Annotated in this window: 14 protein-coding genes and 1 tRNA gene; 4 read left to right on the forward strand and 11 right to left on the reverse strand. The window is 71.8% G+C overall.

What is annotated here, in order from left to right:
• Positions 1-138 precede the first annotated feature (138 nt).
• The gene (locus LGI35_RS22730) at positions 139-4422 is read left to right on the forward strand and encodes a PAS domain-containing protein (RefSeq protein ID WP_227295902.1); all 4284 of its coding nucleotides are present in this window, start codon (positions 139-141) and stop codon (positions 4420-4422) included.
• 161 nt (positions 4423-4583) lie between these two features.
• Here LGI35_RS22730 and LGI35_RS22735 read toward each other — a convergent pair whose 3' ends face one another.
• From LGI35_RS22735 to LGI35_RS22775, 9 genes are all read right to left on the reverse strand, one after another.
• On the reverse strand, positions 4584-6233 hold the full coding sequence (locus LGI35_RS22735) for a long-chain fatty acid--CoA ligase (RefSeq protein WP_227295904.1): 1650 nt from the start codon (positions 6231-6233) through the stop codon (positions 4584-4586).
• A 109-nt stretch (positions 6234-6342) separates the two neighbouring features.
• Positions 6343-6984: a SigE family RNA polymerase sigma factor gene (locus LGI35_RS22740; RefSeq protein WP_227295905.1), complete on the reverse strand. Its 642-nt coding sequence runs from the start codon at positions 6982-6984 to the stop codon at positions 6343-6345.
• A 196-nt stretch (positions 6985-7180) separates the two neighbouring features.
• Positions 7181-8308: a glycoside hydrolase domain-containing protein gene (locus LGI35_RS22745; protein ID WP_227295906.1), complete on the reverse strand. Its 1128-nt coding sequence runs from the start codon at positions 8306-8308 to the stop codon at positions 7181-7183.
• Positions 8309-8359: 51 nt separating this feature from the next.
• A complete protein-coding gene (locus tag LGI35_RS22750; protein ID WP_227295908.1) occupies positions 8360-9526 on the reverse strand; it encodes a lipid-transfer protein in 1167 nt (388 codons plus the stop codon).
• Positions 9523-10032, reverse strand: coding sequence for a MaoC/PaaZ C-terminal domain-containing protein (locus LGI35_RS22755; protein ID WP_227300443.1), 510 nt, complete (start codon positions 10030-10032; stop codon positions 9523-9525). Before LGI35_RS22755 ends, LGI35_RS22750 begins: the two co-directional genes overlap by 4 nt.
• A 53-nt stretch (positions 10033-10085) precedes the next feature.
• Positions 10086-11186 carry an acyl-CoA dehydrogenase family protein gene (locus tag LGI35_RS22760; RefSeq protein ID WP_227295910.1) on the reverse strand — a complete coding sequence of 367 codons (1101 nt, stop codon included), beginning with the start codon at positions 11184-11186 and terminating at the stop codon, positions 10086-10088.
• A 1-nt stretch (position 11187) separates the two neighbouring features.
• Entirely contained in the window at positions 11188-12141 is a 954-nt protein-coding gene (locus LGI35_RS22765) for a bifunctional MaoC family dehydratase N-terminal/OB-fold nucleic acid binding domain-containing protein (RefSeq protein ID WP_227300444.1), read from the reverse strand.
• Between the two features lie 8 nt (positions 12142-12149).
• Entirely contained in the window at positions 12150-13391 is a 1242-nt protein-coding gene (locus tag LGI35_RS22770) for an acyl-CoA dehydrogenase family protein (RefSeq protein ID WP_227295912.1), read from the reverse strand.
• Between the two features lie 231 nt (positions 13392-13622).
• On the reverse strand, positions 13623-13934 hold the full coding sequence (locus LGI35_RS22775; protein ID WP_227295913.1) for a hypothetical protein: 312 nt from the start codon (positions 13932-13934) through the stop codon (positions 13623-13625).
• A 330-nt stretch (positions 13935-14264) separates the two neighbouring features.
• On the opposite strand from LGI35_RS22775, the gene LGI35_RS22780 reads away from it, so the two are divergent.
• Positions 14265-15149 carry a bifunctional DNA primase/polymerase gene (locus LGI35_RS22780; protein ID WP_227295915.1) on the forward strand — a complete coding sequence of 295 codons (885 nt, stop codon included), beginning with the start codon at positions 14265-14267 and terminating at the stop codon, positions 15147-15149.
• Between the two features lie 115 nt (positions 15150-15264).
• On the opposite strand, the gene LGI35_RS22785 is transcribed toward LGI35_RS22780, so the two are convergent.
• Both LGI35_RS22785 and LGI35_RS22790 read right to left on the reverse strand, forming a co-directional pair.
• Positions 15265-15349, reverse strand: a tRNA-Ser gene (locus LGI35_RS22785).
• 61 nt (positions 15350-15410) lie between these two features.
• A complete protein-coding gene (locus LGI35_RS22790) occupies positions 15411-16883 on the reverse strand; it encodes a S1C family serine protease (RefSeq protein WP_227295917.1) in 1473 nt (490 codons plus the stop codon).
• A gap of 190 nt (positions 16884-17073) precedes the next feature.
• Here LGI35_RS22790 and LGI35_RS22795 point away from each other — a divergent pair, with 190 nt between their 5' ends.
• Both LGI35_RS22795 and LGI35_RS22800 read left to right on the forward strand, forming a co-directional pair.
• Positions 17074-17889, forward strand: a complete 816-nt coding sequence (locus LGI35_RS22795; RefSeq protein ID WP_227295919.1) for a glycerophosphodiester phosphodiesterase — start codon at positions 17074-17076, stop codon at positions 17887-17889.
• Positions 17890-18038: 149 nt separating this feature from the next.
• The gene (locus LGI35_RS22800; RefSeq protein ID WP_376222088.1) at positions 18039-18590 is read left to right on the forward strand and encodes an ATP-binding protein; all 552 of its coding nucleotides are present in this window, start codon (positions 18039-18041) and stop codon (positions 18588-18590) included.
• Positions 18591-18592: the final 2 nt, after the last annotated feature.

The following is an 18592-nucleotide window of genomic DNA, read 5'->3' on the forward strand; positions in this document are numbered from 1 at the left end:
CGCGTGCGACCTCCCTCTCATCCGGCGCCGCGACCGCAACCTCTGCCCGTAGACTCCCTCCCGTGACATGCCCCGAGCCACGTAGGAAGATGGCTCGCGCGGTCGGCAAGGTGCGGTAATCAGGGAGGAAGCGTCGTCGTGAGCAGCAGGCCATCCCGAGGCGCTGCTCGCCTCGCAGCCATACTCGACGCGCTCCCGGACGCGCTGGTGCTGGTCAACGCCAACGGGACCGTCGTCAACGCGAACACCATCGCCCTGGAGGCCTTCGAGGCCCCGGGCACCGCCCTCGTGGGGCGCGGACTGCTCGATCTGCTGCCCGAGTTCGACTCGCGGCTCATCCCCGGATCGATGCGCAGGCCCGACACCACGGACGAGCGCGGGCGCACCAAGCCGACCCGGATGATGGCCCGCCGCACCGACGGCAGCGAGTTCCCCGTCGAGGTCACCAGCGCCAATCTCGCCGACGGCCGCGACGCCGTCGACGGCTACGGCAACAGCTCGTACGGAAGCGGGAGCTATGGGAGCGGCGCCTCCGAGCTCCTGATGCTCGTCGTGCGCGACCTGTCGGGGACCGTCGACACCGAGGCCGAACTCGCGCGTTCGCAGCGCCAGACCGAGATGATCCTGCGCGCCGCCGCCGAGGGCGTCGTCGGCACCGACACCGACGGCCGGATCGTGCTCGTCAACCCGGCCGCCGCGCAGATCCTCGGCTTCCGCGCCAGCGACCTGGGCGGGCAGGAACTGCACGCGCTCGTCCTCCACTCACGCGCCGGCGGCGAGCCGTTCCCGTACGAGGAGTCCCCGCTCGCCGACACCCTGCGCTCCGGGCGCAAGCACCGGGTGCGCGGGCAGGTCCTGTGGTCGAAGAGCGGCGCGCAGGTGCCCGTCGACATGACGACGGCGCCCGTGCGCGACGGTGACCAACTGGTCGGCGCCGTGATGACGTTCACCGACCGGCGGCCCTACGACGAGCTCGTCGTGGCGCACGCGGAGGAGATCGACCGGCGCGACAAGGAGGCGGAGAGCACCGCCACGGAGCACGCGGAGACGCTCGCCCGCACCATCGAGGAGCACGAAGCGCAGACCGCGCGTGCCGAAGAGGAGCACGCGGCCGAGCTCGCCACGATCACCGAGCGGCACACCGAGGAACTCTCCGCCGAGAAGGACCGGATCGCCGCTCTCGCCGAGCGCGAGAAGGACCGTTACGAGGCGCTCGCGGCCCGGCACGAGCAGCTCCTCGCCGTCCTCGGCCAGTCGCTGCGCGGCCCTCTCGACGAACTGCGCGGCCAGCTCACCACCCTGGCCGCGGACGACGCGGGCCAGCTGTGGCCCGAGGCCAACCAGATCCTGCACCACCTCGCGGCCGGCTACAGCCGCATGACCACGCTCGTCGACAACGTGCTCGGCTATCAGCTCCTCGACTCCGGCGACGTGCAGCTGACCCGTACGAACGTGATGCTCGACGCGGTCGTCGCCGCGGGCGTCGACGGGGCGGTCGAGCTGATCGGGCCCGGGCGCGCGCAGTTCGCCGTGCACGCCCCGCCCATCGAGGCCGAGGTCGACGCGGCGCGTCTGGCCACCGCGCTCGCCCACCTCGTCGCGGACGTCGCGGGCATCGACGCCACCGGCAACGCGCGCGTGGGCGTCGTTCCCACGAGCGGCGTCGGCGGATACGTGGACTCGACGATCGTCGTGGCGGCGGCGCTGCGCGGCGAGAGCGTCCGTATCGAGGTACGCGGGCCCTACACGGGCGGCGACCCGGTGCACGAGCCCATCGTGCGCGGCATCGTGCGGGCGCACGGCGGTGTGCTCCAGACGCACGAGGTGCCCGGGATGAGCGGCAGCGCGTACGTGCTCGAGGTGCCGATCGGGGGCGGGGCCGGGGCGGTTCCGGTCGCCGATCCGTCGGGTGTGGCCGGGGTGGCCGGTCCTGGTACGTCTGTTCCCGGTACGGCTGTCGAGGTCGCTTCGGCGGCTGGTGCCCCCCGTGCGGAGGCCGTGGCCGCTGCTGAGCTTGGTGCGGGGCTGCCCGAGCAGGCGTCGGGTACGCGCGGCGGTCGGCGGCGGGCACGGCGCGCTTCGGGCGCGTCGGTGGACTCGTTCCTGGAGAGCGGTGTCGCGGCGGCCGCGGGTGCGGTGCCGGGCGCCGACGAGGCCGGGCAGGGCGGCGGTGACTCGGAGGCTGCCGCTCCGACCGGGCGGCGCAGGCGGCGGGCCGAGGAGTCCGCGGCGGGTGCGCCCGGGAGCGCCCAGGGGCAGCTGCCGGCGCAGGCCACGCAGACTCCGGCCGGCGGAACGCCTGCGGGTGACGCGGGGGTCGGGACCGGTACGGGGCGTCGACGCGGGAGGCCCAATCCGGCTGAGGTCCCCGTTCCGGCGGGAGCCGATGCCGGTCCCGGTGCCACCGAGGGTTCCGTGGTGACCGCTGCCGAACACGCGGCTGGATCCCCCGCCCTGGGTCAGACCGTGCCGCCGCAGGGCGTGCCGGTCGGAGCGTCCTCGGGGCGCCGGGCGCGGCGCAACCCCGAGCAGGCCGCGCTGCCTGCCGGTGGCTCGGGCGCATCGAACACATCGGCTGCTTCGGGTGCATCGGGGGCGTCCGATGCGTCCCAGGCCGGGCAGAACGTCCCCGCCGGGCGTCGCGCGCGCCGCGCTCTCGGCAGCGCCCCGGAGCGGGAGACCGAGCAGCAGGCAGGCGCCGCGCGCACCGTATTCGCGCTGCCGCCCGCGGAGGCCGACCGGACGACGCCTGAGCCGGGCACCGCCACGGACGCCGACGCAGAGACGACTACGGGTACGGGTACGGCTGTGGGTGCGGGTGCTGACGGCGAGCGGCACGACGCCGCGCAGCGGCACGACACCGACGACCACACTCCGCCGCAGCCCCACCCTGTCCAGACGGTTCCGGGCGCGCGCGCCGCGCTGCCGCCGGAGAACGGTGCCAGGCCCCGCGCCGCGCAGCCCCTCCCCGCGGAGGCCCCGTCTACTGACCCCAACTCGACTCAGGGCCGCGCCATAAGCGTACGAACGCTGGGGCAGGGCGTTCCCTTCGGACGTCAGATCGCCGAGCAGCAGCGCCCGCCGCGACCGCAGCCGTCGGCCCCCGGCACGGCCCAGCCGCTGCCAAATCAGGCGCTCCCGAACCAGCAGGCGAACCCGCAGGCGCCCGCACAGCCGAACCAGGCCGGCCCGGCGACGGGCAAGCAGCCCGGTCCGCAGGCGAAGCAGCCGTCCGGCGCGCAGGGCGGTCCCTCCGGCCCGAAGACCGGGCAGCAGCCCGTTCAGACGCCCGGCGGCACCCCGTCGCTCCAGGTCCCGCTGCCCCCTCAGGTCCCGCAGCCCGCGGCGGCCCCGCAGGAGCAGACGCAGCACACGCTCGGCGGCTCCGGCCGTCGCCGCAGGCTGTCCACCCGGCCGGACCCCGCCGGCACCCAGCCGGAGACCGGGGCCCGCCCGCACCCGCAGTCCCCGTCGCAGTCGTCGTCGGCACAGCCGAAGGCTCAGCCCCAGACGCCGTCCGGCCAGTCCCAGCCCGGTCAGCCGCAGTCTCTGCTGTCGTCGTCATCAGAGGGCCGCGGACGTTCGTACGCGATCGGCGCCCCCGACCAGGACGCCGACGAGGGACCCGAGCCGCTGGACGGGCCCGGTGGTGCCGTAGAGGTGGCGATCCGGCCCCAGCCTCAGCCGATGGACGACGAGCTGCCCCCGGAGCCGCTCGACAACCCGCGCCGTCTCCTGGTCTGGCCCGCGCCCGACGCGACCACGCAGCAGGCCCTGAGCGACCGCGGCTACCGCCCGGTGACCGTGCACTCCCGCGAGGAGGTCGACGCGCAGATCGCGGCCTTCCCCGCCGCGCTCTTCGTCGACCCGCTGACCGGACCGATCACGCGCACCGCCCTCCAGTCGCTGCGCCAGGCCGCCGTGGCCGCCGAGGTTCCCGTGCTGGTGACGGCCGGGCTCGGACAGGCGACGCGCGAGGCGGCGTACGGGGCCGATCCCGCCGTCCTGCTGAAGGCCCTCGCGCCGCGGGACAGCGAGCAGCACCCGTCGCGCGTCCTGCTCATCGAGGAGCGCGAGGAGATCGCGCTCGCGCTCACCGCGACGCTGGAACGGCGCGGGATGCAGGTGGCGCGGGCGAGTTCCGACGCGGACGCCGTGACGCTGGCCGCCCAGATGCGGCCGAACCTGGTGGTGATGGACCTGCTCCAGGTACGCCGCAGGCGCGCCGGAATCGTCGACTGGCTGCGCGCGAACGGCCAGTTGAACCGCACGCCCCTCGTCGTCTACACCGCAGCCGTCGAGGATGCCGACCTGCCGCGTCTGGCCGCGGGCGAGACCGTCCTGTTCCTGGCGGAACGGTCGACGAGCGACGAGGTGCAGGGCCGGATCGTGGATCTGCTCGCGAAGATCGGCACCAACTGAGAAAGCCGTCTCTGCGAAACCCACAACTGCCAAACAGGGGCGGCCCGTTCGGGCCGCCCCTGTTTCACGTGAAACCACCGCCGAGCTCTGGACTCGGAGCAGTGGCGCCGTGGGCCCAGAGCAGTGGTACCGCGAGGGTCGGAGCAGTGGTGCCGTGGGAATCAGAGCCGCGTGATGTCCAGCTCCCCGTCCGCGTACTGCTTGCGCAGCACCTTCTTGTCGAACTTGCCGACGCTCGTCTTCGGCACCGCCGTGATCACCGTCCAGCGCTCCGGGAGCTGCCACTTGGCGATCTTCTCGCCGAGGAACGCGCGCAGGATCCCGAAGTCGGCGCTCGCGCCGTCCTTCAGGACCACGGTGGCGAGCGGGCGCTCGCCCCACTTCTCGTCGGGGACGGCGACGACGGCGGCCTCGGCGACGTCCGGGTGGGACATCAGGGCGTTCTCCAGGTCGACGCTGCTGATCCACTCACCGCCGGACTTGATGACGTCCTTGGCCCGGTCGGTGAGGGTGAGGAAGCCGTCGGGGCTGATCGTGCCGACGTCGCCCGTCTTGAGCCAGCCGTCCTCGCTGAACTTGTCGGAGGGGCGCAGCGGTTCGCTGTCGGGGCCCGAGTAGTACGCGCCGGCGATCCACGGCCCGCGGACCTCCAGCTCACCGGCCGACTCGCCGTCCCAGGCCAGCAGTTCGCCGCCCGGACCCGACAGCCGCGCCTCGACGCCGGCCGGGAACCGGCCCTGGGTGAGGCGGTACGCGAACTCCTCGTCGGTGCCGACCGCCGCGGCCGGCGGCCGGGCGACCGTGCCGAGGGGAGACGTCTCCGTCATGCCCCAGGCGTGACAGACCCGCATGCCGAGCTCGTCGAAGGCCTTCATGAGCGAGGGCGGACAGGCCGAGCCGCCGATGGTGACCTGCCCGAGCGAACTCACCTCGCGGGGCTTCGCGGTGAGCTCCGCGAGCAGGCCCTGCCAGATGGTGGGAACGGCCGCCGCGTGTGTGGGGCGCTCGCTCTCGATCATCTCGGCGAGCGGCGCGGGCTGCAGGAAGCGGTCCGGCATCAGCATGTTCACGCCGGTCATGAACGTCGCGTGCGGCAGTCCCCACGCGTTCACATGGAACTGCGGCACCACGACGAGCGAGGTGTCCTCGTCGGTCAGGCCCATGGACTGCGTCATGTTGACCTGCATGGAGTGCAGGTAGATCGAACGGTGCGAGTAGACGACGCCCTTGGGGTCGCCGGTGGTGCCGGAGGTGTAGCAGAGCGCGGCGGCCTGGCGCTCGTCGAGCTGCGGCCAGTCGTACGTCACCGGCTTTCCGGCGATGAGCTCCTCGTACTCGTGGACCTGGGGGCGTGCTCCGTCGAGGAGCGAACGGTCGCCCGGCCCGGAGACGACGATGTGCTCGACACCCGTCAGGGACGGCAGGAGCGGCGCGAGCAGCGGCAGCAGGGAGCCGTTGACGATGATCACGCGGTCGGCGGCGTGGTTGACGATCCACACCAGCTGCTCTGCGGGGAGCCGCAGGTTCAGGGTGTGCAGTACGGCGCCCATGGAGGGGATCGCGAAGTAGGCCTCGACGTGGTCCGCGTTGTTCCACATCAGGGTCGCGACGCGGTCGTCGTCCACGATGCCGAGGTCGGCGCGCAGAGCGTGCGCGAGCTGGGCGCTGCGGTCGCCTATCTCGGCGAAGCTCCGGCGCTGCGGCCCGCTCTCACCGGTCCAGGTCGTCACCTGGGAAGTGCCGTGGATCGTCGACCCATGGGTCAGGATCCTCGAGATCAGCAGTGGTACGTCCTGCATCGTGCTCAGCACGGCGTCCTCCCGGTGGGCGCTACGGCGCAGTAATGTTCCGCCGATTCTCACCGCATACCAGTCGGTATGTCACTAGCCCAGGGAATGATCGATCAGCGAGTACTCCCGGTCAGCCCTTGGCCGGGCGCAGTTCCGGGTCCGCACGGAGCTTGCCGAGGGCCCGCGAGACCGCGCTCTTCACCGTGCCGACGGACACCCCGAGCACCTCGGCCGTCTGCACCTCGCTCAGGTCCTCGTAGTACCGCAGCACGACCATCGCGCGCTGCCGGGCGGGCAGCTTCATGATCGCGCGCCACATCGCGTCGTGCAGGGCCTGGTGCTCCGCCGGATCGGCCGCCGCCACGGTCTCCGGCTCGGGCAGCTCGTCGCAGGCGAATTCGTCGACCTTCCGCTTACGCCACTGCGACGTACGCGTGTTCAGCAGGGCCCGGCGCACATAACCGTCGAGCGCCCGGTGGTCCTCGATGCGGTCCCACGCTACATACGTCTTGGTGAGCGCGGTCTGGAGCAGGTCCTCGGCGTCGCACGGGTTCGCGGTCAGCGACCGGGCGGTCCGCAGCAGTACGGGCTGGCGCGCCCGCACGTACGACGCGAACGACGGGTACGACTTGTGCGGCGCGTACGGCGTCGAGTGGGCGGCCGGCGCGTACGGCACCGGGAGGGAAGAGTGAGGCGTCATAGCGGCTCGCGGCGCGCTGCGCGTCGCGGCATCCGATGCGCTGGAGCAGACAGGCGCCATGGTTGCGGTCATGGCTCCACGCTAGGAGCGCCCCCTACCCTCGCGGATCGGCCGCAGGTCCCGAAGCGGTGTCCGCCTCAGGTTGTAGGAGTGGTGGTATCCCCACCTCCTGAAGGTGGAGGACGCGGTACGCACCCCTGAGGGTTCATCCCTGAGGGCCGTTCCATGGGCTTCCCTCCACTCTGCCACTCCCACGGACCGGGGCGGCTCACCGGATGCGGGCCACCGGCGCGTGCACCAGGTTCCGGTCGATGACGAGGGTCCGCCCGCCGTGCCGCTCCTTCACGTTCCCCGCGTACTGGTGGATCCTGCGCCGCGAACTCCAGGCGGACCCCCGCAGCGCGGGCTCCCGGGCCAGCCGGGGCCGCGTGTGCCAGCGCGCGAACCAGATCACCGACGGCAGATCCCGCACCCCCGCCCGCGCCGCGTCCCGCATGTGCGCCACCCCGGAGTCGGCACTGCTGTAGAACCCGGGCACATACCCCTTCCGGCGCACCTGCCGGTCCCAGCCCCGCACAAAGCGGAGCGTCGTGCGGGCGCACTTCTTCTGCCGGTAGTTGTATGCCTCCATGTCGAGATAGAGCGGGCTGCCCGGCCGGATGCCGACGGCCCGCGCCCTGCGTACGGCGTCCCGCCCCTCCCGCACGCCCTGGCTCCAGGGGTGACGGCCGATGCGATAGGCCTTCTTGGCACCCGCGACGACACACGGCGACTGCGACCCGACATACACCGGCAGCACCCGCCACCCCAGCCGCTCCACCCCCTTCATCCAACTGTGCCCGAGCCGGGGCTGACGACGACAGGCCCGCCCACGGCCCCCGAAGTACACGCCCACCGCCCCGTACTTCGACGACCGCCAGCGCCGCATGGTGTCGAGCGACGGCGCCATGCAGGTGTCGAACGCCCGCCCGCGGAACATCCGCGGATCGGAGAGGGCGGGGAGCCGGGGTACGGAGGAGGTTCCGCCGACGGCGCCCGGTGCTCCCGGGTCCCCGGCCGGACCTGAGGCTCGGCCGTCGGGTGCGAAGTCTCCGAGTACGGAGCCGGGGATGGTGGCGAGGTCGGGCAGGGTGATGCCGGCCAGGAGATCGGGGTCGGCGTCGGCGTCGAGGTCGGCGTCGGCGTCGAGGTCGGCGTCGGCGTCGAGGTCGGCGTCGGGCGTCGGAGACAGTTGGGGGAGACCGGCCAAGGGGTCGAGTTGGGCGTCGGGCGTCGGAGACGGCTGGGGGAGGCCTGGTTCGGCCCACGCCGACGCGGGGAGGGCGGTCAGTGCCATCAGGAGCAGCACTAGACCCACGACCAGCTGTCGGCGGTGCCTACGGCGAGTGCGGTGCATAGGGCGAGTGAAGGGGCCGTGATGCGGACCGGACCCGGGACACACCCGCGTTCAGCCGTCCGCTCCCAGAATCAGACCCGATGTGGGGACGCCGGTCCCCGCGGTCACCAGCGCCGTGGCGGCGCCGGCTATCTGGTTCACCGCCGTGCCCCGCACCTGTCTGACCGCCTCCGCTATGCCGTTCATCCCGTGCAGGTACGCCTCGCCGAGCTGCCCGCCGTGCGTGTTGAGCGGGAGCCGACGCTCCGCCACGAAGTCGGCCGCCTCACCCGGCCCGCAGAACCCGAATTCCTCCAGCTGCATCAGCACGAACGGCGTGAAGTGGTCGTAGAGGATCCCCACATCGATCTCGCCCGGCGCCAGCCCGGCCGACCGCCACAACTGCCGTGCCACGACCCCCATTTCGGGCAGGCCTGTCATGTCGTCCCGGTAGAAACTCGTCATCTGCTCCTGGCCGCGCCCCGCCCCCTGGGCCGCCGCCGTGATCACGGCGGGACGGTGCGGGAGATCGCGGGCCCGCTCGACGCTGGTGACGACGATCGCCTGCCCGCCGTCGGTCTCCTGACAGCAGTCGAGCAGCCGCAGCGGCTCCACGATCCACCGCGACGCCGCATGGTCCTCCAGTGTGATCGGCTTCCCGTGGAAGTACGCCGCCGGATTGGTGGCCGCGTACGCGCGATCCATGACGGCGACCTGACCGAACGCCTCCGGGCCCAGGCCGTACGCGTGGAGGTAGCGCTGCGCCGCCATCGCCACCCACGACGCGGGCGTCAGCAGCCCGAACGGCAGTGCCCAGCCGAGCGCCGCCCCCTCCGCCGACGGCTCCCGATGCTGCACCCCGGAGCCGAATCTCCTGCCCGAGCGCTCATTGAACGCCCGGTAGCAGACGACCACTTCGGCCACCCCGGTCGCCACGGCGAGCGCGGCCTGCTGAACGGTGGCACAGGCCGCACCGCCGCCGTAGTGGACCCGGGAGAAGAACGAGAGGTCCCCTATCCCGGCCGCCTGCGCGACGGTGATCTCCGGACTGGTGTCCATGGTGAACGTGACCATGCCGTCGACGTCGGCGGGGGAAAGCCCGGCGTCGTCGAGCGCCGCGCCCACCGCCTCCACCGCGAGCTTCAGCTCACTGCGCCCGGAGTCCTTGGAGAACTCGGTCGCCCCGATCCCGGCGATCGCCGCCCGCCCACCGAGACTGTCCTTCGCCCGCACACTCATGCCGGCCTCCCCGACGCCGAGGGACGGGACGGCGTACTCGTGGGGTTCGCAGGGCTCGCGAGACCCGGGAGCGTGACCGTCACCGTGCCGGTGACGTGCGTGCCCAGCCCGTTGACCCCGACGATGCGCACCACGGTCGTGACACCCCCGCCGCCGGACCCGCCCCCGCTCCCGTCTCCTTCTTCGACCTCGGTGACCGTCCCCGTCAACACCAGCGTGTCTCCTGGGTAGTTGGGAGCCCCCAGCCGTATAGAAACCTTGCGCAGAACCGAGGCGGGGCCGAAGTGATCGGTGATGTAACGGCCGACGAGTCCGTTCGTCGTCAGGATGTTCATGAAGATGTCGGGGGAGCCCTTCTCCTTGGCGAGCTCCGCGTCGTGGTGCACATCCTGGTAGTCACGGGACGCGATGGCCCCGGAGACGATCAGCGTCCGGGTGACCGGGATCTCCGACGGCGCCAGCTTCGCGCCGACCCCGGCCCCGATCCCTGTCGAGGCATCCACCATCGCCACGTCCCCCTCCTCCCGACCCCTTGCCGCCCGGTCCATTCCCTCTGCCTTCACTTCCGCGCTGCCCACGTCGCCCCCGCCTCCTCCGTACCGCTCCCCTCGCCACCGGCGATCAAGTCGCCCAGCTCCGCGAGCAGTTCACCCCCGCATCCCAGATACGCGTCGAGCTGCCTGCCCCACAGGAAATGCCGGTGCACGGGATGCTCCAGGTCGGCGCCCATGCCACCGTGAAGATGCTGTCCGGCGTGCACGACCCGTCTGCCCGCTTCCGAAGCCCACCAGGCCGCGGTCAGCGCATGGCCCGCGTACGGCAGCCCCTCGTCCCGTCGCCATGCCGCCTCGTACGCGGTGACCCGGATGGCTTCCGTGTCCATATGGGCGTCGGCCGCCCGGAGTTGAACCCCCTGCTTCGCGGCGAGCGGTCTGCCGAACTGCTCCCGCTCGTTCGTGTACTCCACGGCACGCGCCAGCGACCCCGCGCAGACCCCGGCCTGGAGCCCCGCGAACGCGGTCCGCGCCATCGCCAGGACGTCGTCGTACGCGCCGGGCCCGCCGACCCTCTCCGCCGGCGCCCCGTCCAGAACCAGCCGGCCCGCCGACCAGGGCGCGGTGAGCTCGACCGCGTCGCAGCCGGCATCGGCCGTACACACTCTCCACAGGCTCCGGTCGGCCGCTACCACCAGAACCCAGGACGCGTCCCGGAGCCACGGGACCCAGGGCACCACTCCCGTGAGCCTCCCCGTGCCCCCGCCCGTCCCCGTCTCCCCTGCCTCCGCTCCGTCGACCCGCACCCCGGTCTGCGCGGGGAACGCCCCCGTGGCCACCTCCGTCCCGTCCCGCAGCCCCGGCAGCAGCCGGTCCCGCTGCTCGGAGGTGCCATGCCTCGCCACCGCGAGCAGCCCGTACGCGCAGCTGGCGGCGAACGGCACCTGTGCCGTCGTCCGGCCCTGCTCCTCCAGCATCAGCACGAGCCCGAGCAGCCCGGTCTCCTCCACCGCCCCCGGCAGCCCCGCCGAGCCGAGCGCCTTCCACAGCTCGGGGTCCGTTCCCGTGCCGGCCGCCGCGAGGCGCTCGGGGGTCGACAGGTCACCGAAGATCCGTGCGGCCAGGTCGGCCGCGGCCACCTGGTCCTGCGTAGGTGTGAAATCCACGTCAGCCCTCCCGCCCCGTAGCGACACGCTGAGCAACCCCCGCAGGGGCACCGTCACCGGCCCGGAAGACCGGCAGCTCCAATTCCTCGTCCACCCGCAGGAATTCGAGCCGTACCGGCATCCCTATGCGGACCTTGTCGTACGGCACCCCCACCACGTTGCTGATGATCCGGACGCCTTCGGCCAGCTCGATCAGGCCCACCGCGTACGGCGGGTCGAAGGCGGGGAAGGACGGGTGGTGCATCACCACGTACGAGAAGACGGTCCCCGCGCCGCTCGCCTCGACCGTGCTCCAGTCCTGCGAGGCGCACGCGCCGCACCCCGGCAGCCAGGGGAAACGCAGCGTCCCGCACGCCTCGCAGCGCTGGATGAGGAGGCGGTGCTCGCGGACCCCTTCCCAGAATCCGGCGTTGTCCCGGTTCACCACCGGACGAGGCCGCCGGGCCTGCTGCTCCCGCGCCGGCCCTTCCGCCCGCCCTGCCCGCGCCGCCGGGGCGTACTTGAGGATCCGGAAGCGATGCGTCCCGGCGAGCTCGCCATCAGCCCTGACATCCATGCGCGTCGTGACGAAGTGCCCCGTGCCCAGCTTCGTCGTCTTGCGCTCGGACACCGACTCGATCACCGCGTCGAAGGTGATCGCGTCACCGGGCCGCAGCGGCCGCAGATACTCCTGCTCGCAGTCGGTGGCGACGACCGAGGTGTACCCCGCGTCGTCCAGCAGCGCGAACAGCTCGTCGTAGGCGCCGCTGCGCCCCTGGTGCCCGGAGAGCCCACCCATCGTCCAGGCCTGGAGCATGGTCGGCGGCGCTATGGCGTCGGGCCCCTCGTACGCGGGGTTCGTGTCGCCCATCGCCTCGCACCAGTGCCTGATCATCGGCTCGTTGACCAGGTCCTTGCCCACCCCCGCGGTGGCGGCGGGCAGCCCTTCGAATGCCTTCAGCGCCTCGTACGTCATGTCGCCGGTCACCGCCGCCCCCTCCTCATCCCGAGCCGCATCGTCGCGACGATCTCCCGCTGCACCTCGCTCACGCCGCCGCCGAACGTGTTGATCTGCGCCGCCCTGTTCATCCGCTCCAGCTCCCCCTCCGCCGTCCCGCCCCAGGCACCACCATCCGACCCGCCACCACCGGACGCAGCACCCGCGTCGTCACCGCCAGCCCGGCCCCCGAACGCCCCCGGCGACCCGGCTCGAACCAGCGCCGCGTCTCCCGCGATCTCCTGACACATTCGGTACACCTCGACCGCCGATTCGGTTCCCATGACTTTCACGCCGCTCGCGTCGCCCGGCGCGAGCCGCCCCGCCCCGACGTCCCCCACCAAACGCCAGTTGAGCAGGCGTGTTGCCGCGAGACGGGCATGCACCTCGGCCAGCCGTGACCGCACCCACGGCAGGTCGATCCGGCGTTCCCCCGTCACCGGATCGGGTGAACGAACCGCTTCGAGCACCGCCGCGTAGAAGTCCTCCGCCTGCATCCCGATCGCGGCGAGCGCGACCCGCTCATGGTTGAGCTGATTGGTGATGAGACCCCAGCCGCCGTTCTCGTCCCCGACGAGATTAGAGGCGGGGACGCGGATCCCGTCGTAGTACGTGGCGGTGGTGGTCAGCCCGCCGACGGTCTCGATGGGCGTCCAGCTGAAGCCGACGGCGTCCGTCGGCACGAGAACGATCGAGATGCCCTGGTGCTTGGCGGCTTCGGGGTCCGTGCGGCAGGCCAGCCAGATCCAGTCGGCGTTCTGCGCGTTCGACGTGAAGACCTTCTGCCCGTCGATGATCCAGTCGTCGCCGTCGCGGACAGCCCGCGTCCGCAGCGAGGCCAGGTCGGTCCCCGCCGACGGCTCGCTGTACCCGATCGCGAAGACCAGCTCGCCCTTGAGGATCCGCGGCAGGAAGTACGCCTTCTGCGCCTCGGTCCCGTACTTGATCAGGGTCGGACCGACGGTGTTCAGGGTCACCATGGAGACAGGCGCGCCCGCGCGATACGCCTCGTCGAAGAAGACGAACTGCTCGTCGGGCCCCCGGCCTTGGCCTCCGTACTCGACGGGCCAGCCGAGTCCGAGGAGGCCGTCGGCCCCGATGCGGCGCAGCAGGCGTCGCTGGGCCGTTCGATCGTCGTGGGCGGGCGGCCCGTCCGGCATCAGTTCCCGGAAGTAGGCGCGCAGTTCGGCGCGGAGTTCATGCTGGCGCGCGGTAGGGGCGAGGTGCACGGCGGCGGCCCTCCCGGACCTCGTACGAACAAGGGTCTCTGACCGTCTGTTTCTGACTGACCGTCAGATTCGGTACGACTGTCCGCCAGGTTCGGTACGGGTGTCAAGAGATCAGCACGCGCGCGTGAAGGGCCGGCGGGTGCGCGAAAACGCCTGTGCGGCGATGCCGAAGCACCGCCGCACAGATGTCACGCACCCCTGGCAATGGCCCCCGCCGACAGGAGCCGCGGGTCACCAGAGCTTGGTGAAGTACACCGCGATGTTCTCGTTCGACTGGTCGATGGCCGTGAACGCGGAGCCGTTCACCTGGGCCGTGTTGTTCTGGTTCGAGGCGCCGGAGCCCACCGCCTGCTGCTGCGTGGTGGACGAGTTGCCGTGGTTGTTGCCACCGACACCACTGCCGCTCACGGTCGCCACACCCGCGTTCGATCCGTTGTCCGCGAACGACCCGTTGTCGGCCATCGCCACCCCCGAGAAGAGGGCTGCCGCGAGGGGCAGGGCGGCGACGGCGGCGAGGGCGCGGGCGGTACGGATGTGTGCCATGTCAATTCCTCCAGGAACGGTAACTACTGGTTGCCCCAAGGCAGTTGGCCGACCGCCTCGGTCGTTGCTCACGACGTCGCGAGATCAGAATTGCCCACCGAATCCCCGTCGAACCAGGGCGGAAGGCCGTATTCCCTCGCAAGCGTGAGGACATGTCGATAAACCTGCTTCGCACCCTCAAAGCCCCAGCTCAGCCCGGATTGCGTCCGCTCCACGCGAGACGGGTCAGCCACCGCAGGGGCTGAAGCGTTTCGGCACATTTTTGGTAAATACGCTCCACCCGGGCGAGCCCCTCTTCCTTTACTCGAACATTCGTACGAACATGGATGCATGGCCACCACCGACCGGCATGCCGTACCCCTTGCGACCCTGGCCCTCGCCCACGCCCTCTCCGCCGCCGAGCGTGGACTGGCCGTGATCCCGCTCTCCCGCACGAAGCTCCCCGCCCTGCGCTCCCCGCACCGCGACGAACCCGACCCCGCCCCGTGCCACGGCGAATGCGGACGCCCCGGCCACGGCGTGTACGACGCCACGACCGACCCGGGCCGCATCCGTGACCTCTTCGCGGCGGCGCCCCGCGCCACCGGCTACGGCATCGCGTGCGGACTGCCCCCGCACCACCTCATCGGTGTGGACCTCGACACCAAGTCCGGTACGGACGCCTCGTCCGCACTGCGCGAACTGGCGCTGCGCCACCTCTTCACGATCCCGGACACCGTCGTCGTGGCCACCCCCAGCGGCGGCCGTCATGTGTGGCTCTCCGGACCGCCGGACGTCGTGGTCCCCAACTCGGCGGGACGCCTCGCGCCGGGCATCGACATCCGCGGCGCGGGCGGCTACCTCGTGGGCCCCGGATCGCGCACGGCCCAGGGCGTCTACAGCGCGGTCCCCGGCACCGCCCACCTGCCCGTCGCGCCCTGCCCGCCGGCACTCCTGCGCCTGCTCACACCCCCGCCACGCGTGCACCACCCGTCACCGGCACATGCGGGCCGACACGGCCAGGGGCTGGTCCAGTTCGTGCTCGCGGCACATGAGGGACAGCGCAACACCCGTCTGTTCTGGGCCGCTTGCCGCGCCTACGAGAGCGACCTCGGCGACAGCCTCACGAACGCCCTCGTGGAAGCCGCGACCCGCACGGGCCTGACGGAACGCGAGGCCCGCTCCACGATCGCCTCAGCGGCCCGCCTGACCCAGCGCAACGACGCGGAGGCGTAGGGCGCGACGTCCCGGAGGACAAGCCCTCCCCGCGCCCGGACGAACCCGCCTCCCCAGGACACGCGTAAGGGGCGCCCGCCGTAGCGAACGCCCCTTACAAACACTTACCTGCAAGCGGTGGGTGTGGGATTTGAACCCACGGTGACTCGCGCCACGACGGTTTTCAAGACCGTTCCCTTAGGCCGCTCGGGCAACCCACCCTCGCCCCGTCGGCGACCGGCGGAGCGAGGACCAGGGTAGCGGGTTCGGCCGGGAGTTCGGTCAGCTGTCGCCCTTGCGCTCGCCGAGGACCACGTCGACCGTGTGCTCCGCGTTGCCGCGCTTGTACGTGATCTTGACCGTGTCGCCCGGCTTGTGTGTCCAGATCTGGCCGATCAGGGTCGGACCGCTGTCGATCACCGTGTCGTCGAGCTTGGTGATGACATCGCCGGGCTTCAGGCCGGCCTTGTCCGCCGGGCCGTTCGCCGTGACCGCGGACGAGCCGCCCGCGCCCTGCTCGGTGATCTTCGCGCCGTCGCTCTGCTCGTCCAGCGCGACCGAGGCACCGATCACCGGATAGACCGGCTGGCCCGTCTTGATGAGCTGCTTGGCGACGTTCCGCGCCTGGTTGATCGGGATGGCGAAGCCGAGGCCGACCGAGCCCGACTGGCCGGAGCCTCCGATGCCGCCGCTGCTCGCCGGCTGGATCGCCGAGTTGATACCGATGACCGCGCCGCGCGCGTCGAGCAGCGGACCGCCCGAGTTGCCCGGGTTGATCGACGCGTCGGTCTGCAGCGCGTTCATGTACGACGCCTTGCTGCTGCCCGAGCTGTCGCTGGAGGCCACCGGGCGGTTCTTCGCCGAGACGATGCCCGTGGTCACCGTGTTCGACAGGCCGAAGGGCGCGCCGATCGCGATGGTCGAGTCCCCCACGGCGACCTTGTCCGAGTTGGCGAGCGCCAGCGGCTTCAGGTTCGACGGGGCGTTCTTCAGCTTGATGACCGCGACGTCGTAGCCCTGGGCACGGCCGATCACCTCGGCGTCGTACTTCTTGCCGTTCGAGAACGTGGCCGAAAGCTTTCCTCCGTCGGCTGCGGAGGCCACCACGTGGTTGTTGGTGAGGATGTGGCCCTGCGTGTCGTAGACGAAGCCGCTGCCGGTGCCGCCCTCGCCGTCGCTGCCCTCGGCCTCGATGGTGACGGTGCTCGGCAGCGCGTTCGCCGCGATGCCGGCGACCGAGGAGGCGTCACGCTTGAAGTCGGCCGGGTTGTCCGAGGCGGAGACCGTCGTCGAGCCCGAACCACCGTCGTCGTTGCGCTCGGCCGCCCAGTAGCCGATGCCGCCGCCGACACCGCCCGCGATCAGGGCCGCCGCGACCACCGCGGCCAGCAGCCCGCCACGCCGGGGGCCCGGCTTGGGCGCCGGAGGCTGGTAGGAGGCACCCCAGGAGTGCCCACCGCCGCCACCGTCCGCGTACGAGGGGACGGTGGGCGGCGGAGGCGGCCAGCCACCCGGGGCCGCGTTCGCGGCCTCGTGCTGCCCGCCGGGTCCCGGTGCAGCCCCCGAGGCCGCGCCGGGACCCTCGTGCGCCCCCGGCGCCGCGCCCTCGACCGGCGGCATCGCCGCGGTGGGTGCGTCGGCGGGCTCCGGAGAGGGTGCGGAACCGGCGGGTGCGGGAGTAGCGGGAGATTCCACCGGCACGGGGGGTGCGGACGGGGCTGGGGGTACCGAAGTGCCCTCGTTCTCGGTGCTCACAGCTCTTCTCCTCGATCCACGGCTGTACCAGCTGATTCCATCGGCATTGCTGTTTGTATGTGGTCAGCTTTTCCCACGGGACGTCAGGGCACCATAAGGCGTTCCTGTGTGTCCGGTGCCATCCTTTACGCCGGGCGAAACGGACGCATCCGCTGGGCGGCCCAGCGCCTCGCAGTGGCACCATGACGCGGTGACCCTCGCACGACAGCAGCAGATCCAGGTCGTCGCCCACCGCGGAGCCTCCGACGAGGCCCCCGAGCACACGCTGGCCGCGTACAGAAGGGCCATCGAGGACGGTGCCGACGCCCTCGAATGCGATGTACGACTCACCGCGGACGGCCATCTCGTCTGTGTGCACGACCGCCGCGTCAACCGTACGTCGAACGGACGCGGAGCGGTGTCGGCCCTGGAACTGGCGGATCTCGCCGCCCTCGACTTCGGCTCCTGGAAGAACAGCGAGGCCGGTCGCACCAGCCCAGAGGGTCCCGACTGGGAGGACACCTCCGTCCTGACCCTGGAGCGGCTGCTCGAACTGGTCGCCGACGCGGGCCGCCGCGTCGAGCTCGCCATCGAGACCAAGCACCCCACCCGCTGGGCCGGCCAGGTCGAGGAACGCCTCCTGATGCTCCTCAAGCGGTTCGGCCTGGACGCCCCTACCGGAGCGCCGGACGCACCGTCCCCGGTGCGCGTCATGAGCTTCTCGGCCCGCTCCCTGCTCCGCGTCCAGGCCGCTTCCCCCCACCTGCCGACGGTCTACCTGATGCAGTTCGTCTCGCCCCGCCATCGCGACGGCCGCCTCCCCAGGGGAGTGCAGATCGCGGGCCCCGGCATCCGGATCGTGCGCAGCCACCCCGGGTACGTGGAGAAGCTCAAGCGGGCGGGCCACCAGGTGCACGTGTGGACGGTCAACGAGCCGGAGGACGTCGACCTGTGCGTCGGCCTCGGCGTCGACGCGATCATCACGAACCGGCCCCGCGCGGTTCTGCGCCAGCTCGGGAGAGGCTAAATCCGGCCATCACACTCACAGGGAGTGCTCCGGCGCGTTCGCTCCGTATTCGATCGTTACGAGTGCGTCACTGAGCGTGGATTGGCCGGTTTCCGGTCCAGTCCATTGGGGCATTCACACCGTGGCGTGGGGCAAAGGAGGTCTCGGGGGTGGCGTTGGTGGTGGCACAGGAGGTGCCCACGTCGTCGAGCATGGCCGTACCCCATGGCCCTGCGGGCGTGGGCGAAGCAAGGCACCGGATGCGTGATCAGCTGCGCGTCGGCGGGGTCTCGGAAGCGGTCATCGACGATGCCGTACTGATCCTGTCGGAACTGCTGAGCAACGCCTGCCGGCACGGCAGGCCGCTGGGCGACGACTTGGCCGGGGACGGCGACGTCCGGGCCGCTTGGAGGGTCGACGCGCGGGGCTGTCTCACCGTCGAGGTGACGGACGGTGGTGGTCCGACCCGTCCGGTTCCGGCCACGCCCTCGGTCACCGCGCACGGCGGCCGCGGGCTCAACATCATCTCGGCGCTCGCCGACGACTGGGGCGTACGTGACGACGCCCCCGGAGAAGTCACCGTCTGGGTGGTCGTGCACAAGGACGTGCGCTCCGAAGCCGGAACACAGGGGCAGGGCAACTTCGCTACGCGCGTGGCGAGCCGCGCGCCCGCGGGCATGTCGAACCTCGATTTCGCGGACGCCTTCGAGGACTTGGGCTGAAT

The organism is Streptomyces longhuiensis, from assembly GCF_020616555.1.
Lineage (GTDB): Bacteria > Actinomycetota > Actinomycetes > Streptomycetales > Streptomycetaceae > Streptomyces > Streptomyces longhuiensis.

Excerpts from the sequence above, each read along its gene's own strand:
- LGI35_RS22740 (WP_227295905.1), bottom strand. The coding sequence starts at position 6,984 with ATGACCGCAACCATGGCGCCTGTCTGCTCCAGCGCATCGGATGCCGCG.
- LGI35_RS22755 (WP_227300443.1), bottom strand. The coding sequence starts at position 10,032 with ATGGTGGATGCCTCGACAGGGATCGGGGCCGGGGTCGGCGCGAAGCTG.
- LGI35_RS22780 (WP_227295915.1), top strand. The coding sequence starts at position 14,265 with ATGGCCACCACCGACCGGCATGCCGTACCCCTTGCGACCCTGGCCCTC.
- LGI35_RS22765 (WP_227300444.1), bottom strand. The coding sequence starts at position 12,141 with ATGACGTACGAGGCGCTGAAGGCATTCGAAGGGCTGCCCGCCGCCACC.
- LGI35_RS22750 (WP_227295908.1), bottom strand. The coding sequence starts at position 9,526 with ATGAGTGTGCGGGCGAAGGACAGTCTCGGTGGGCGGGCGGCGATCGCC.
- LGI35_RS22775 (WP_227295913.1), bottom strand. The coding sequence starts at position 13,934 with ATGGCACACATCCGTACCGCCCGCGCCCTCGCCGCCGTCGCCGCCCTG.
- LGI35_RS22745 (WP_227295906.1), bottom strand. The coding sequence starts at position 8,308 with ATGCACCGCACTCGCCGTAGGCACCGCCGACAGCTGGTCGTGGGTCTA.